The 14,782-nt window shown below is 70.3% G+C and carries 14 protein-coding genes and 1 tRNA gene; 11 read left to right on the forward strand and 4 right to left on the reverse strand.

Going from position 1 to position 14,782, the window contains the following annotated elements; genetic code table 11:
* Positions 1 to 7 precede the first annotated feature (7 nt).
* The 9 genes from B073_RS0119560 (at position 8) to B073_RS0119600 (ending at position 9,253) form a co-directional block, all read left to right on the forward strand.
* Complete coding sequence (locus B073_RS0119560; RefSeq protein ID WP_018539775.1) at positions 8 to 1,252, forward strand: ATP-grasp domain-containing protein; 1,245 nt, start codon at positions 8 to 10, stop codon at positions 1,250 to 1,252.
* A gap of 56 nt (positions 1,253 to 1,308) precedes the next feature.
* Complete coding sequence (gene ddaH, locus B073_RS0119565) at positions 1,309 to 2,172, forward strand: dimethylargininase (protein WP_018539776.1); 864 nt, start codon at positions 1,309 to 1,311, stop codon at positions 2,170 to 2,172.
* Between the two features lie 25 nt (positions 2,173 to 2,197).
* Entirely contained in the window at positions 2,198 to 2,563 is a 366-nt protein-coding gene (locus B073_RS0119570) for a hypothetical protein (protein ID WP_018539777.1), read from the forward strand.
* A complete protein-coding gene (locus B073_RS0119575) occupies positions 2,560 to 4,347 on the forward strand; it encodes an ABC transporter substrate-binding protein (protein WP_018539778.1) in 1,788 nt (595 codons plus the stop codon). Before B073_RS0119570 ends, B073_RS0119575 begins: the two co-directional genes overlap by 4 nt.
* Positions 4,334 to 5,632 carry a cation:proton antiporter gene (locus B073_RS0119580; RefSeq protein ID WP_018539779.1) on the forward strand — a complete coding sequence of 433 codons (1,299 nt, stop codon included), beginning with the start codon at positions 4,334 to 4,336 and terminating at the stop codon, positions 5,630 to 5,632. Before B073_RS0119575 ends, B073_RS0119580 begins: the two co-directional genes overlap by 14 nt.
* Entirely contained in the window at positions 5,623 to 6,612 is a 990-nt protein-coding gene (locus tag B073_RS0119585) for a clavaminate synthase family protein (RefSeq protein ID WP_018539780.1), read from the forward strand. Before B073_RS0119580 ends, B073_RS0119585 begins: the two co-directional genes overlap by 10 nt.
* A gap of 31 nt (positions 6,613 to 6,643) precedes the next feature.
* Positions 6,644 to 7,321, forward strand: a complete 678-nt coding sequence (locus B073_RS0119590; protein ID WP_018539781.1) for a hypothetical protein — start codon at positions 6,644 to 6,646, stop codon at positions 7,319 to 7,321.
* A 67-nt stretch (positions 7,322 to 7,388) separates the two neighbouring features.
* Positions 7,389 to 8,732 (forward strand): hypothetical protein, encoded by a 1,344-nt coding sequence (locus B073_RS0119595; RefSeq protein WP_018539782.1) that lies wholly within the window; start codon positions 7,389 to 7,391, stop codon positions 8,730 to 8,732.
* Positions 8,733 to 8,770: 38 nt separating this feature from the next.
* Positions 8,771 to 9,253: a YbaK/EbsC family protein gene (locus B073_RS0119600; protein WP_051094097.1), complete on the forward strand. Its 483-nt coding sequence runs from the start codon at positions 8,771 to 8,773 to the stop codon at positions 9,251 to 9,253.
* 14 nt (positions 9,254 to 9,267) lie between these two features.
* Here B073_RS0119600 and B073_RS0119605 read toward each other — a convergent pair whose 3' ends face one another.
* Entirely contained in the window at positions 9,268 to 10,362 is a 1,095-nt protein-coding gene (locus tag B073_RS0119605; RefSeq protein WP_199788172.1) for a helix-turn-helix transcriptional regulator, read from the reverse strand.
* A 294-nt stretch (positions 10,363 to 10,656) separates the two neighbouring features.
* Between B073_RS0119605 and B073_RS0119610 the strand changes: the two genes are divergently transcribed.
* Positions 10,657 to 10,965, forward strand: a complete 309-nt coding sequence (locus tag B073_RS0119610) for a hypothetical protein (protein ID WP_106731901.1) — start codon at positions 10,657 to 10,659, stop codon at positions 10,963 to 10,965.
* Between the two features lie 478 nt (positions 10,966 to 11,443).
* On the opposite strand, the gene B073_RS0119615 is transcribed toward B073_RS0119610, so the two are convergent.
* Positions 11,444 to 11,752, reverse strand: coding sequence for a hypothetical protein (locus tag B073_RS0119615; RefSeq protein WP_018539786.1), 309 nt, complete (start codon positions 11,750 to 11,752; stop codon positions 11,444 to 11,446).
* 399 nt (positions 11,753 to 12,151) lie between these two features.
* The gene (locus B073_RS0119620) at positions 12,152 to 13,648 is read right to left on the reverse strand and encodes an MFS transporter (protein WP_158690162.1); all 1,497 of its coding nucleotides are present in this window, start codon (positions 13,646 to 13,648) and stop codon (positions 12,152 to 12,154) included.
* 315 nt (positions 13,649 to 13,963) lie between these two features.
* Between B073_RS0119620 and B073_RS0119625 the strand changes: the two genes are divergently transcribed.
* A tRNA-Met gene (locus tag B073_RS0119625) sits at positions 13,964 to 14,037 on the forward strand.
* A 119-nt stretch (positions 14,038 to 14,156) separates the two neighbouring features.
* On the opposite strand, the gene B073_RS0119630 is transcribed toward B073_RS0119625, so the two are convergent.
* Positions 14,157 to 14,702: a GNAT family N-acetyltransferase gene (locus B073_RS0119630; RefSeq protein ID WP_051094095.1), complete on the reverse strand. Its 546-nt coding sequence runs from the start codon at positions 14,700 to 14,702 to the stop codon at positions 14,157 to 14,159.
* Between the last annotated feature and the right edge of the window lie 80 nt (positions 14,703 to 14,782).

Below are 14,782 nucleotides of genomic sequence, written 5' to 3' on the forward strand. Positions count from 1 at the left end.
CCGCACCATGAAACTGCTCGCGCTGGAGGCCCTCCAGAACGCCCAGTACTACCTGTCCCGCTACCAGCAGGTCGAGGAGCTCGGGGCCGAGCTGTACGTCCTCAACGGCCTGGGCGAGGACGCCTACTGGCCCGCCGAGCGCTACCGCGTCGTCGGCTCGCAGCAGATCGACGACATCGTCGCCGCCGCCCGCACCTGGCACGCCGAGGAGCACTTCGAGGGCGTCCTGACCTTCTCCGAGGCCGGCGTGGTCACCGTCGCCGCCGTCGCCGAGGCGCTCGGCCTGCCCGGCATCGGGCTGGAGGCCGCCCGCACCAGCCGCAACAAGTACCTGATGCGCCGGGCCCACGAGAAGGGCGGCGTCCCGATCCCAGCCTTCCGCCTGGTGTCCGACCTGGCCGAGGCGCACGCGGCCGGCGAGGAGTTCGGCTACCCCGTCATCCTCAAGCCGACGCTGGGCGCGGCCAGCAACTTCGTCTTCCGCGTCGAGGACGCCGACGACATGACCGAGCGGTTCGCCCAGGCCCTCGACGGCATCGACGGCATGTCCTGGTACCGCATGGAGGCGCACGGCGTCGACCTGGGCCCGCAGGGGCTGCTGATCGAATCCTTCCTGGACGGGCGGGAGTTCCTGTGCGAGGCGGTCGCCTGGGACGGCGAGGTCTACCTCGGCTCGGTCGTCGACCGGGTCACCGTCGAGGGCGACACCTTCGACGACGACGTGCACGCCGCGCCGACCTCGCTGAGCCCCGGCCAGATCGAGGAACTGCACCGGGCGGTCCGGGCCGGCGTGCGGGCCCAGGGCGTCACCCACGGCGTGCTGCACGCCGAGGTCCGCTACCACCAGGGCGCCCCGCACATCCTGGAGATCGCCGTGCGCCCCGGTGGCGGCGGACTCGACCACATCGCCCGGCTCACCGCCGGCCACTGCCCGATCCGGGCCCTGATGGACACCGCCCGCGGCGTCCGGCCGAAGGTCGGCCCGTACACCCCGACCGGGGTGCACATCGCCGGCATGGCCCTGCTGTGCGACTCCGGACGGATCGAGCGGGTCGACGTCCCGGCCGAACTCGCCGACTCCGACAAGGTCTTCTTCTTCAAGATCACCGCCCGGCCGGGGGACCTCATCCGCCGTCCCCCCGAGGGCAACTCCATCCTCGGCTTCCTCGGTGTCACCGGCACCTCCTTCGAGGACGCGATGCGCACCGCGACCGATCTCGCCAACTCCATCGACGTGCACTTCGCCCCGTGAACCAGGCCGCAATCCGGCCGCCCACCAGCTCTTTCCGCACCCCAGGAGGGACCACCATGCCCTACCCGCAGCCCATCGAGCCGCCGCACACCCCCGAGGCTCCCCGCACCCGCACCGCGATCCGGCGCCGGCTGCTGATGTGCCGCCCCAGCCACTTCGACGTGCACTACTCCATCAACCCGTGGATGCACCCCGAGAAGCCCGTGGACGCGGAACTCGCCCTCGCCCAGTGGGAGACGCTGCGCGCGCTGTACGAGGAGCTCGGGCACACCGTCGAGCTGATCGAGCCGGTCGGCGGCCTGCCCGACATGGTGTTCGCCGCCAACGGCGCCACCGTCGTCGACGGCAAGGTGTTCGGCGCCCGCTTCCGCCACGTCGAGCGCACCGCCGAGGGCCCCGCCTACCTGGACTGGTTCCGCGACCAGGGCTACCAGGAGCTGTGCTGGCCCGAGTACATCAACGAGGGCGAGGGCGACTACCTCCTCGTCGGACGCCGGCTGCTGGCCGGCACCGGGTTCCGCACCGACGTGCGCTCGCACGCCGAGGCACAGGAGTTCTTCGGCGTCCCGGTCACCGGACTGACCCTGGTCGACCCGGAGTTCTACCACCTGGACACCGCGCTCGCGGTGCTGTCCGACACCGAGGTCATGTACTACCCGGCCGCCTTCACCCCCGGCAGCCAGGCCGTGCTCCGCGAGCTGTACCCGGACGCGATCCTCGCCACCGACGCGGACGCCGCGGTCTTCGGCCTCAACGCCTTCAGCGACGGCCACAACGTCCTGCTGCCGCAGTCCGCCACCCACCTCATCGACGCGCTGCGCGAGCGGGGCTTCGCACCGCGCGGCGTCGACCTGTCCGAGCTGCTCAAGGCCGGCGGCAGCGTCAAGTGCTGCACGCTCGAACTCCGCGACCGTGCCTGAGCGGCCCCCACCACCCCTGGAGGGCATGTTGATCGACTACGACGGCAGGCGATTCCGGAAGGTCACGGCCGGCCCCGACGCCCCCATCGCCCACTACCGCCAACAGGGCGACCTGCTGTGGGGCTCCTCCGCCGGCGGCGACGTCCGACGCGGCTCGCTCACCGGCGTCGCCGCCCCCGACGGCACCCTCACCTTCGCCTACACGATGGTCCTGACCAGCGGCCGGACCGTCGCCGGGCACTGCGTGAGCGTCCCCGAGGTCCTCCCCGACGGCCGGGTCCGGCTGCACGAGACGTGGGAGCGCTACGGCCCCGACGCCGCCACCGGCACCTCCTGCATCGAAGAACTCGCCGCGACCGACCCCCTCATCGAGCAAGGACCGTCGTCATGACCGCGATACCCCGCAAGGGCGGCACGATCAGCTGGGCCTGCACGCCCGGCTTCCCGCCCGCCGCCATCTTCCCCCTGCTGCCGCCGGGCCGGTTCGGCGCCCGCAGCCTGTACGAGTTCCAGATGCTGATGTACCGGCCGCTGTACTGGTACGGCACCAAGGGCGACGCACAGGTCGACTACGAGCTGAGCATGGCCGAGGCGCCCCGGTGGAGCGAGGACGGGCGCACCGCGACACTCACCGTCAAGCCCTACAAGTGGTCCAACGGCGAGACCGTGAACGCCGACGGCGTGATGCTCTGGATGCACCTGCTGGAGGCGAAGAAGGAGGAGTACGGCGGCTATGTGCCCGGCTACTTCCCGGACAACCTGACCGGCTACGAAAAGGTCGCCGAGGACCAGGTCCGCTTCACCTTCGACCGGGCGTACGCGCAGAACTGGGTCCTGATGAACCAGTTCAGCCTCATCACCCCGCTGCCCAGAGCCTGGGACCGCACCGCCGAGGGCCCCGCCGACGCCACCACCGACAAGGACGCCGCGTACGCCGTCTACGACTACCTGATGGCCGAGAACGGCGACGTCTACGCGGAGGACAACTCCGCACGGGCCCGCTGGGCCGACAGCCCCATCTGGTCGGTCGTCAACGGCCCCTGGAAGCTCGCCAGTTACGCGATGGACGGCCTGGTCACCATGGTGCCCAACCCGTCCTACTCCGGGCCCAACAAGCCGTACGCCGACGCGTTCCGCCTGGTGCCCACCGAGACGGACGAGGAACAGTACCGGGCGCTGGAGGGCGGTCCCCACGGACCGGACGCCATCCACCTGGGCTTCCTGCCCTTCGACAAGATCACCGAGCCGGCCGCGGACCCCGTCACCGGCGGCCCCAACCCGCTCGCCGAGCACTACCGGATCGTCCCGCAGATCCTCTACGCCATCCACTACTTCCCGTTCAACTTCGCCAACACCACCGTCACCGGGAAGATCTTCCGGCAGCTGTACTTCCGGCAGGCACTGCAGACCACCCTCGACCAGGACGGCTCGTTCCAGGAGATCTACCAGGGCTACGGCTACCCCACCTACGGCCCCGTCCCCGCCCTGCCGGCCACCGAGCTGCTGTCGCCCGCGCAGAAGACCAACCCGTTCCCCTTCGACGTGGACCGCGCCCGCCGGATGCTCCAGGACAACGGCTGGGACACCTCGGTCACCCCCGCCGTCTGCGTCGCCCCCGGCACCGGGCCCGGCCAGGCCGGCGAGGGCATCCCCGCCGGCACCCGACTGACCATCTCTCTCCGCTACGCCGCCGGACACGAGAAGACCCTGACCCGCGTGATGCGCAAGTTCCGCGACGACGCCGCGCGGGCCGGCATCGAGCTGGTGCTGGAAGAGGTGCACCCCTCGGTCCTGGTCGGCCAGGACACCACCGGAACCACCAACTGGGAGCTGTCCTGCTGGAACGGCGGCTGGGTGTACGGGCCCAACTTCCACCCGACCGGCGAACTGCTCTACCAGACCGGCGCCGGCTGCAACTTCGGCAGCTACTCCGACCCGGTCGCCGACGAGCTCATCGCGAAGACCGTCACCAGCGACGACCTCGCCGACCTGTACGCCTACCAGGACTACCTCGCCGAGCAGGTCCCGGTGATCTGGATGCCGAACTTCCCGCTGCGGGTCTTCGAGGTGGCCAACCAGCTCAAGGGCGTCGAGCCGATCAACCCGCTCGGCTTCATCAACCCCGAGAACTGGTACTTCGTCGACGAGCCGGACGACTCCGATGCCACCGGCTGAACTCGCGGCGGCCCTCCCGGCGGTGGACCCGGTCGCCCACCTCCTGCTGGCCCTCCCCCTGATCATGGGCTGCGGGCAGGTGGCCGGGCTGCTCTGCCGCCGGGTGGGGCAGGCCCCGGTCGTCGGCGAGATCCTCGTCGGGATCGCGCTCGGCCCCTCCCTGCTCGGGGCCGTCTGGCCCGAGGGGCAGCGCTGGCTGTTCCCGGCGGACATGCTGCCGGTCATCAACGCCCTGGCGCAGCTCGGCCTCGTGCTGTTCATGTTCCTGATCGGCTACGAGCTCGACCTGCGCCACCTCAGGAGCCGGGGTCGCACCGCGGTCCTGGTCAGCAACGCCGGCATCGCCCTGCCGCTGCTCGGCGGACTGCTGCTGGCCCTCGCGATGTACCGTCGGTTCGCCGCTCCCGGCGTCGGGTTCCCCGTGTTCGCCCTGTTCATCGCCGTCTCCATGAGCATCACGGCGTTCCCGGTGATCGCCCGGATCCTCGCCGACCGCGGGGCCGACCGCACCCCGGTCGGGGCCCTCGCCCTGACCTGCGCGGCCATCGACGACATCACCGCCTGGTGCCTGCTCGCCCTGGTGACCGCGCTGGCCAAGGGCGGTTCGCCCGCGGCGGTACTGGTCACCCTCGGCCTGAGCCTGGCCTTCATCGCCACCGTGCACTTCGGAGTACGGCCGCTCCTCGCCCGCCTGGCCGCCCACCGCGGCGGCCGCCTCGAACGCGCCGCCCTCCCCCTGGTGCTGTCCGGCATCCTGCTGGCGGCCTGCACCACCGGCGGGATCGGTATCCACCCGATCTTCGGCGCCTTCCTGCTCGGCACCGCGATGCCCCGCGACTCGGCGGTGGTGGCGGCGGCCGTGGACCGGATGCGCGCGCTCACCGTCGTACTGCTGCTCCCGCTGTTCTTCGTGTACGCGGGGATGCACACCGAGTTCCGGCTGCTCGGCGGGGTCGGGATGTGGGGCTGGTGTGCGCTGGTCACCGCCGTCGCCGTCCTCGCCAAGTGGGCCGGAGCCACTGGAGCGGCCCGCCTGACGGGCCTCGGCTGGCAGGAGTCCGTCTCCCTGGGCGCCCTGATGAACTGCCGCGGCCTGACCGAACTCGTCGTCCTCGGCATCGGCCTGCAACTGAAGGTCATCACGCCGACCGTCTTCGCGATGCTCGTGGTGATGACGCTGGTCACCACGATCCTCACGGCCCCCGCACTGAATCTGATCGAGCGGGTGTCCGCGCGCCGGACGCCCTCCGCACCGCGCACAGAAATGGCCATGAAATGTCAGTAACCACCGTCGTACGGGACCGGTCGACCGAAGGGGTCTTCGTCCTCGAACCCGAAGAGACGGCCCAGGTCGAGGCCGCCGCCCGCGCCCTGTGCGCCCGGCTGCCCGAGGTCGACGACCCGCGCTGGGTCGCCGAGGCCCGGTCCGCCTGGGAAGAGCTGCCCGCCGCGCTGCGCCGCCGGGCGGGCACCTACCGGCGCCACTCCGGCACCTCCGGCGCACTCCTGGTGCGCGGCCTCCCCGTCGACGAGGCGAACCTGCCGCTCACCCCGACCGCGCCCGGCTCCGTACAGCGCGAGGTGAGCGTGCCCGCCGCCGTGCTGATGATGACGGCCTGCGGCCTCGGCGACCCGGCCGCCTTCCGCGCCGAGAAGTCCGGCGCCCTCGTCCAGGACGTGGTGCCGGTGCCGGGCCAGGAGACCTTCCAGGGCAACGCCGGCTCGGTGGCCCTGATGATGCACAACGAGAACGCCTTCCACGCCCACCGCCCCGACTACGTGATGCTGCTGTGCCTGCGCGCCGACCACGAGGGCGCCGCCGGACTGCGCACCGCCGGCATCCGCGAGGCGCTGCCCCTGCTGCCCGAGGACACCGTCGCGACACTGTCGGCCCCGGAGTTCTCCACCCAGCCGCCGCCCTCCTTCGGCGCCTCCGGCGGGACCGTCCCGGCCCACCCGATACTCTTCGGCGACCCCGAAGACCCGGACGTGCGGGTCGACTTCGCCGCCACCACCGGCACCACCGAACGCGCCGTGGCAGCCCTGCACGTCCTGGAGAAGGCGTTCGACGACGTCTCGTACACGGTGCGCCTGAGCGCCGGTGACCTGGCCGTCGTCGACAATCGGGTGACGCTGCACGGCCGTACCGCCTTCACGCCGCGCTACGACGGCAACGACCGCTGGCTCCAGCGCACGTTCGTCCTCACCGACCTGCGGCGCTCGCGCGACCACCGACCCGACGACGGATACGTTCTGTCCCGCTGACCCCGGGACGTCCCACACCGAGGAGACCCGCATGCCCGAACTTCCCATGAACCAGGCCGTTCTGAGCGCGGCCGTGACGCGGTTCGCGCAGTTCACCAGGGTCGACGAGATCTGGGACGAGTACCTCGCCGCCACCGGCGGGCAGCCGGACCCGGCCCGCCCCGCACACCGCACCGCCCTGCTGCGCTGGCTCAACCTCGCCGGCTGCCGCATCCGTTACCCCAAGCCGGGCGAGCCGGACTTGTTCGACACCGGTCTGGCCGCCTGGTGGGAGACCTGGGGCGCTGCGCTCCCGCGGCGCCCCCTGGCCCAGCTCACCGACGACGACCTCGACACACTGGGCCCCTGCTTCGCCGAACTGGCCACTACCCAGGCCGCGTTGTCCCCGGCCACCGGACGCGCCCGCACCCTCGGGCCGACCGCCGCCGCCAAGGCCCTGCACGCCCTGCGCCCCCAGTCGCTGATGCCGTGGGACGAGGCGATCGCCGCGCACCTGCACGGCGCCCGCGACCACCCCGCGTACGTCGCCCACCAGCGGCTCGGGCGCACCTGGGCCACCCGCATCCTCCAGGAGGCCGGCCTCGACCCGGACCTCGACGGCGCGCTGAAGCTCGCCGCCGGTCTCGGCCGCCCGGCCCGCCCCCTCCCCAAGATGCTCGACGACTACTGCTACCTCGCCCTCACCGTCGACGGCGGGAGCGTCTCGTAGGACGCGAGCCGGCCGGCACCCTTCGCTCCACCGCCGGCCGGCTCCCCACTCACCGAAGGGTTATCACGTGGCTCGCAATGCGCTCAGCGCCAAGTTCCTGGAGACGGTGTCCGATCCGGTCCCGGTGGATCCGGAGTCGGAACTCCTCAAGATCTTCTACAAGGGCGCCCTGTTGACCCGCCCGTTGTTCCTGGAGGCGGACGAGCACCGGCGCCTCGTGGGCGACCTCGACATGCTGCGCGGGGCGCTGACCAGCCTGCCGGACCGGCTGTTCGGCGGCGACCTCACGGCGTTCGCCCGCGCCCTGGACATGAACGAGGACCAGATCAGCTGCGTGCTGCGCGGCCGCCACACCAGCGTGACCCGACTGAGCCGCGCCGACCTGTACGCGGACGCCTCCGGCTTCCGGCTGCTCGAATACAACATGGGCAGCGCCATCGGCGGTTCGGACGCGGTCGACATCTCCCGCGGCCTGCTCAACCACACCGGGCTCAAGGAGTTCGCCGAGCAGCACCGCCTCACCCACGTCGACACCCTCCGGTCCCACGTCGACACCCTCCGCATCGAATCGGGTGCCGCCCCCGGCAGCCGCCCGGTGGTCGCACTCACCGACTGGCCCAGCAGCTACGCGTCACTCGCCCCGTACATGCAGGCCGTCGCCCGGCGCTGGAGCGAGATGGGCGTCGAGGCGCACGCCTGCCACATAGGCGAGTTGGCGGCCCGCGACGGCGGCATCTGGCTGGGCGAGCGCCGCGTCGACATCATCAACCGGCTCTTCATGCTGGAGGACGTGCTGTCCGGCCCGGGGGCGATGGACCTGTTGGACCCGGTCCTGGACGCCGCCGAGCGCGGCGAGGTGAAGCTCTTCACTCCGCTCGACGCCGAACTGTACGGCTGCAAGGCCGCCCTGGCGATGCTGTCCGACGAGGCCAACCGCCATCTGTTCAGCACTCGTGAGCTGGCGAGCCTGGACCGCATCCTGCCCTGGACCCGGAGCGTGCGCGAGGGCGAGGTGACACTGGAGGACGGCCGCCGGGTCGACCTCGTCGCCTACGCCCTCGAAAACCGCGACGAGCTGGCGCTGAAGCCGACCCTGGCACACAGCGGCGAGGGCGTGGTGCTCGGCTGGCAGGAAGACCTCACCGCCGAGCAGTGGGCCGAGCAGGTACGGGCCGCGGTGGACGGGCGGTTCGTGCTGCAACGGCGCATCCGACCGGTCCCGGAGCTGTGCGCCGACCAGAACGGCGACCTTGTGGCGTGGACCCCGGTGTGGGGGGTGTTCACCACCGCCACGGTCAGCGGCGGGGGCTTCATCCGGGCCACCCGAACCGGCTCCGGCGCCGACATCATCAACCTGGGCACGGGCGCTTCCATCGGGACGGTCTTCCACGCCGTCGCCGACGCCCGGTGAGGGCACACGCGCCGTCCCCGGACGCGTACGCCCGGCTGATGGCCCTGCTGGACGGCGCCGGCTACCGGCTCATCGACCACGCCCCCGAGGGACGCACCGAACTCGCCTCCGCACTGCGCGGCCACCCGCTCCGGCAGGCGGCGAAATGCCTGGTGATCCGGGTCGGGATGGGAAAGAAACGCCGACGGTACGTCCTGGCCGTCGTCCCCGGGGACCGCCGGGTGGACCTGGAGCGGGTCCGGGACCTCTACCAGGGCAGCGACGCCGCCTTCGCGGTGCGCGACGTCGCCGAACGGCTCGCCGGCAGCGTCAGCGGGTCGATCATGCCGTTCGCCTTCGCCGCGGCCATGGACCTCCTGGTGGACCCCGACCTGCTGCGCCACGAGGAGATCTTCTTCAACGCGGCGCGGCTGGACCGCTCGGTGGCCCTCCGCACCGAGGACTACCTGGAACTGGCCGTCCCGCGGATAGCGGCGGTGGCCGAGCCCCTGCCCCTCGCCACCGCCGGCCACCCCGGCTGAGGCATGTCCTGCTCCTAGGGAGTGCGCACCGGGTCCTTGGCGCCCTCGGGTGCTCCGGCCGCCGCGGCGCGGACGGCCGGAGCATCCGTGTCGGGGTCCGGGGACTCCAGCAGGTTGCTCTGGCCGATCAGGTAGCCCGCGTGCAGCCGGCTGCGCGCGCCCAACTGGTCCATGATCTCCGCGATGTGGCGCTGGCAGCTGCGCAGTCCCATGCCGAGGCGCCGGGCGATGGCGCGGTCGTCGAGGCCGGACACCAGCAGCCGCATGATGTCCTGCTTGACCTCCGACGACAGCGCCCGCACCTGCTCCACCTGGTAGTCCGCCGAGAACGGCGTGGCGGTCAGCCAGGTCCGCTCGAAGGAGGCGACGGCGAAGTCGACGATGCTCTGGTCGTGGACCAGCACACCGCCGTGCGGATGGCCGTGGTACGAGATCACCGCGGTCTTCCGGTCGAAGACGATCAGCCGCGCGAACCCGTCGCTGAGGGTCCGCACTTCGGCCCCGAGCTGGGCGACGCGCCCCACGTATGCGACGGTCGGTTGGTTGTAGCGCGCGGTGTGCTGGTAGAGCGTGCGGATCTTGACACCGCGGCGCAGCATGTCCTCGTCCCGCACGATCGCCTCTTCGAGGACCGGCGTGGGACGGCCGCCGCCGGGCTGTGCGGTGAGCATCTCGGTGGTGCAGGACGCGGCCAGCTCGGTGAGCATGCTGCGCACCGACTTGAGCGTCTGCAGGATCTCGATGCCGGAACTCTGCAGCCACTTGGCCCGGTTGGTGGCATAAAGCGGACGCATTCGTTCCAACTCGGCACGCATCTGGGCGACGGCGCTCTGCTGGTCCCGCAGGGCCTGCTCCATCGGGAAGAGGGTCTGGGCGGCCGCGCTGTCCGGGCTGACGGCCGTCAGCATCCCGGGCTTGTCGTCGGCCGGGCACAGCAGTCCCATCGCGCTCAGCTGCCCGAGCGCCTCCTCCACCTCTTCGACGGACGTGCTCAACTGGCCCGGGAGGGCGGCGGGGAGCACGGCCGAACTGCTCAACGCGAGCTCGTAGACGGATATGCCAACTGCGCTCAGTTTCGTCAGCCCTGACGCTTCCAACCTGATCGACATCCTTGATGGGTGAATGAACTGTCGTGGGGCGGTGCCATTCTTACGGCCCGGGAACGCCCCGCACACCGTAGGGCGAGCATGTTTTTGCGTACATCTGACCGAACCGGGTGACCTACGGAGAATCCACCCAAGGTCACCACGCGTACCGGCCGCCACACCCATAAAGTGGGACGAGCCGCACGGAACGGCCTCCTCGGTTCCTCGCAGCCGGCGCACTGGGCCGACGCGGCGGTCAGGCGCCCGTCTTCCCTGTTCGGAGCAACGTCTCGGGTCGGTGCGGGTAGGACGATGACGATGCCGATCCAAGATCAGAGGAGAGTGGTGACGGTGCCGGTCCCCAACGCCCCGGGTTCCTCCCCGTCCGAGGGCGGTGCAGAGCAGCAGGCGTACGACGCCGTCCGCGCCGTGACGCTCTGGTACAGCGCCCAGATCACCGCGGAACGTCGGGCTCCGGCCCCCGACGAGGGGCGGATCAGAGAACTGAAGGCTGCCCGACAGGCCGCCCTCGACGACAGGGCACAGCTGGCGACCGCCGACCCGGAGGAGGCGGCCCGCGTCGCGGCCTTCTACACGGCCCGGCTCAGGGAACTGACGGAGTGGTAGCCGAGGGCAGGACATCTCCCGGCGTGCCCTGGCCGCCGCCCCTTCCGAGCTGCTCGGCCCGCACTCCGGCCAATCGGGCACAGCCTGGGCCCTGACGGACGCCGCGACCGTCCTCGACGCCCCCGGCCCGGCCCGGTACACCGAGGACCGCGCACTCGGGGCCTCCCGGTGCGGTGGCCCAACCCGGACGTCTGCCACGGCGCGGCGGGCGCGGGGTTCGACGAGACGGGCCACGGCCGGGGGACGGGGGACGGGGGACGGCACCGGCATCTCGGGAGCACCGGCGTTCCTGCTACAACTGCGAAACACCGGGGCCCGCTTGTGAACGGACCCCGCACCACACCTCCCACCCGCCCGACCACACCACCAGGCCCACGGCGGACACCAGAACTACGACCGGGTGTCCCCGGCCGTAGCAGCACACACCCCTACCTCACTGATGGAGGTCAGCCGTTTCACCGGCTACCGGTCGAGCTGCCTACTCCACCGCATACAGCAGCCTGTACTCAGCGCCATCCGCCCTGAAGCGCAGACTGCGCTCACCAGGCGTATCCGTAATCCACTGCTCCCTGAGCTTGCCGTCCCCACCCGAGGCGCCGGCCTCCCCGAGAGACACCGCAATCGTCCCCGTGAAGTCACAGTCGTACTTGACGGTGTACGTCCGGTCTCCCAGCACCGTTCCATTCCACACAGTGCCGCGATCCTGGACAACGAGCCTCGGCTGATCGAAGCCGCTCCAGCCCTCAGTGGTGACGCACTTGAGCATCTCCAGATACAGCTTGGCCATACCGTCCCCTGTGAAGAATCCTCCCCGACACTTCACATCCTGCCGAGCCCCGATAAACGATCACTAAATGATCTGGCACAACATCCGCCGCACAGGCGACGCATCACACGACGTAGGCGCGAATGGCGGGTTGCGCGCCTGCTGAGCGCCCTGACCGTTCCGCTCGCCGCGGGGCGAGACACCTGCAGCTTCGACCTCCCAAGCACATCCGACCAGCGCCACCCCTGAAGGGCCGTCGGTTCAGCCGTGGGGATACCGATGCCGAAGCCGACGGTGAACTGCGCGTAGGTGCGGCCAGAGCGTGGCCGTACCCTGCAGCTGCCTGTGGTGGGGCTCGTGCCTGTGACCCGGCCGCTCCGGGGGATGGCGTACTGCCGGCACGCTTTCGGCCGATGCCCCTTACGCTGCAGTCTTGGTGCGGACGGGGGCGCTGCTTGCCGTGGAGGGCGCGGCCGGCTTGCTGAAGACGGCCAGTTGTGACAGGACCGCTGCCCCGCATCCGACAGCGCCCAGCACGAGTGTGATCACCATGAAGCCGTGCGTCGCTGCCGCGCGTCCGCCGCTCGGCACGAGATCCAGATACACGGTGCCGAAGAGCGCGACACCCAGTACGCCGCCCACCTGAAGGGCCGTGTTGAACAGCCCGCTCATATCCGGCGCATACTGGTCCTCCACCGCGCTGGTCAGATGGGTGAGAGTACCGCTGAACGCGGCTCCGTACCCCAGCCCGCCAAGGCCAAGCAGGATCGTCAGGAGCACGCCGCTGGTCGTGCCGGCCCAGACTCCCACCCCGATGCCGGTGAAGGCGAGCGCGAGCAGCAGGGTGCCAAGGGGAGCCACCCAGTGCTTGACGGCGGCGGGCATGCGGCCGAGCAGCGGGCCGGAGACGCCGAAGGCAGCCACCCAGGACACCAGGACAAGGCCCGAGTAGGTGGCGCTCTTGTGGAGTCCCGCTTGCAGGTACTGCGCCAGCACGAAGAGCAGAGCGAAGTACGTGGCGCGGGTGGCGGCCTGAGAGAGCAGGGAGTACACCACCGGCTTGCGGGTGAGGAGAGACAGAGTGATCAGTGGTTGCCCACCTCGTCGGCCCACGCGGCGCTCAAGCCCGACGAACGACGCGACGGCGGGCAGGCTTGCGGCGAAGCACACCCACGTCCACACGGGCCAGCCCGCATCACGGCCCAGCACCATGGGCAGTACGAGCAGCAGCAGCGCCGCGGACAGGACGGCCACACCCGCCAGATCCATGCGTTGCGTGCCTCGTCGTTCGTCTGCCGGAAGGAAGTGCCGGCCAACGACGATCAGGCAGAGTCCGATGGGGACATTGATCAGGAAGATCGGACGCCAGGCGGCCCCGAACAGATCCGCCGACACCAGTACACCGCCGATGACCTGGCCGAACACCGCGCTGCCCGACAGCACCGCCGTATACAACCCCAGGGCCCGACTGCGTGCAGGGCCATGGAAGTTGAGCTGAATGCCAGTCAGCACCTGTGACGTGAGCAGCGCGGCACCGGCGCCCTGTACGACCCGGGCGACCACCAGGAGGACAGGCGTTGGCGCCAGTCCACAGGCCAGCGACGCAAGGGTGAAGATCGTGAGACCGAGCTGGAACATCCGCCGGTAGCCTCGCGCACCGCCCAGCCGCGCGCTGGTGATGAGCAGCACGGCGTACGCGAGGGTGTAACCGGAGACGATCAGCTCCAGCTCCGCACCGGAGGCATGTAGATGATGCTGGATCGAGGGGGTGGCGATGTTGACGATGGCGATGTCCACGTTTCCCAGGAACATTCCGCCCAGTAACGCGGTGAGCAGCCACCCTGAGTGTTGCGGCCGTTGTGTTGCCTCGGTCATTGGCTTCCTCTTCGCCCATTCGAACGCGTCGGTGTGACTCATGTCGCCGGCATGAGTCAACCGGAGCCTGAGGAGCGGAACTGGCGGGATTCGGACGTGACGTTCGTCCAGTGAGGCCATCAACGGCAGAGCGTGTGTTCCAGGGTGACGGTTCGACTTCGCTAGGTAGGTGGGTGGCTTCGGGCTTCCCAAGACGCTGCAAAGCGACGCCTGAGGCGCCCGTGCCGGCTCCCCGCGGCGCCGTAGCACCTGACACACGTGCCCACATCGTGACGCTGTGCGCCGCCGCTCGACGGAGGGTGAACCCCTGACCGATTCGGTTGATCCAGGTCGATGCCGTACAGTTCAGTGTGCCGTCGCGGGGTGGAGCAGCTCGGTAGCTCGCTGGGCTCATAACCCAGAGGTCGCAGGTTCAAATCCTGTCCCCGCTACTCAGAAGTGAAGGCCCGGTGGTATCCACCGGGCCTTCACTGTGATCGACCGGCCGCCGACTGCGGCGAGCGCCACCGAGCGGATCCGATCAGTGTGGCTCGCCATCAGCCGGCCGCGGTCACGCAATGAGGGCATGGAGGTGTTCGTCGTGCAGCCGTCCGTCGCCGAACCTCTTGGCCATGCGCAGGGTGCCTTCGAGGCCGAACCCGGCCTTCTGCGCCACCCTGCACGAGGCGGTGTTCTCCACGCCGTGCGTCAGGACGATGCGGTTGAGTCCCAACTCCCGCAGGGCCCAGTCGGCGACGCAGTGCACGGCGGCCGTGGCGACGCCTTGACCACGGGTCCAGCGGGCTATGCGGTATCCCACTTTGGCTTGTGCGTTCTCGCGGTCGATGCCGTGCAGGGCGATGTTGCCGGCGTACCGCCCGCCGTGCTTGTGCACGATGGAGAACGTCGCCTGGCTGCCGTCCGACCAGTCAGCGCCCGCGAGACAGTCCTTGATCGCGGAGGCTTCGTCGGTGATCTGGCAGCGCGGGTTCCACATGCGCACGTCCGGGTCGATACCGAGTTCCAGGACTGCGGCACTCTCCTCCACACGCGGAGGCCGGAGAAGTAAGTCACCGACGGTCAGGACAACGGGCCGCAGAGGCGCTTCAAGAGACATCCGAGAAGCATGCCAGCTCCGATGTGGACAGTCGCAGACAGCCCCTGCGTGAGAAGTTCGACGTTCCGCACCGACCGCCA

Source organism: Streptomyces sp. MspMP-M5, assembly GCF_000373585.1.
GTDB lineage: Bacteria > Actinomycetota > Actinomycetes > Streptomycetales > Streptomycetaceae > Streptomyces.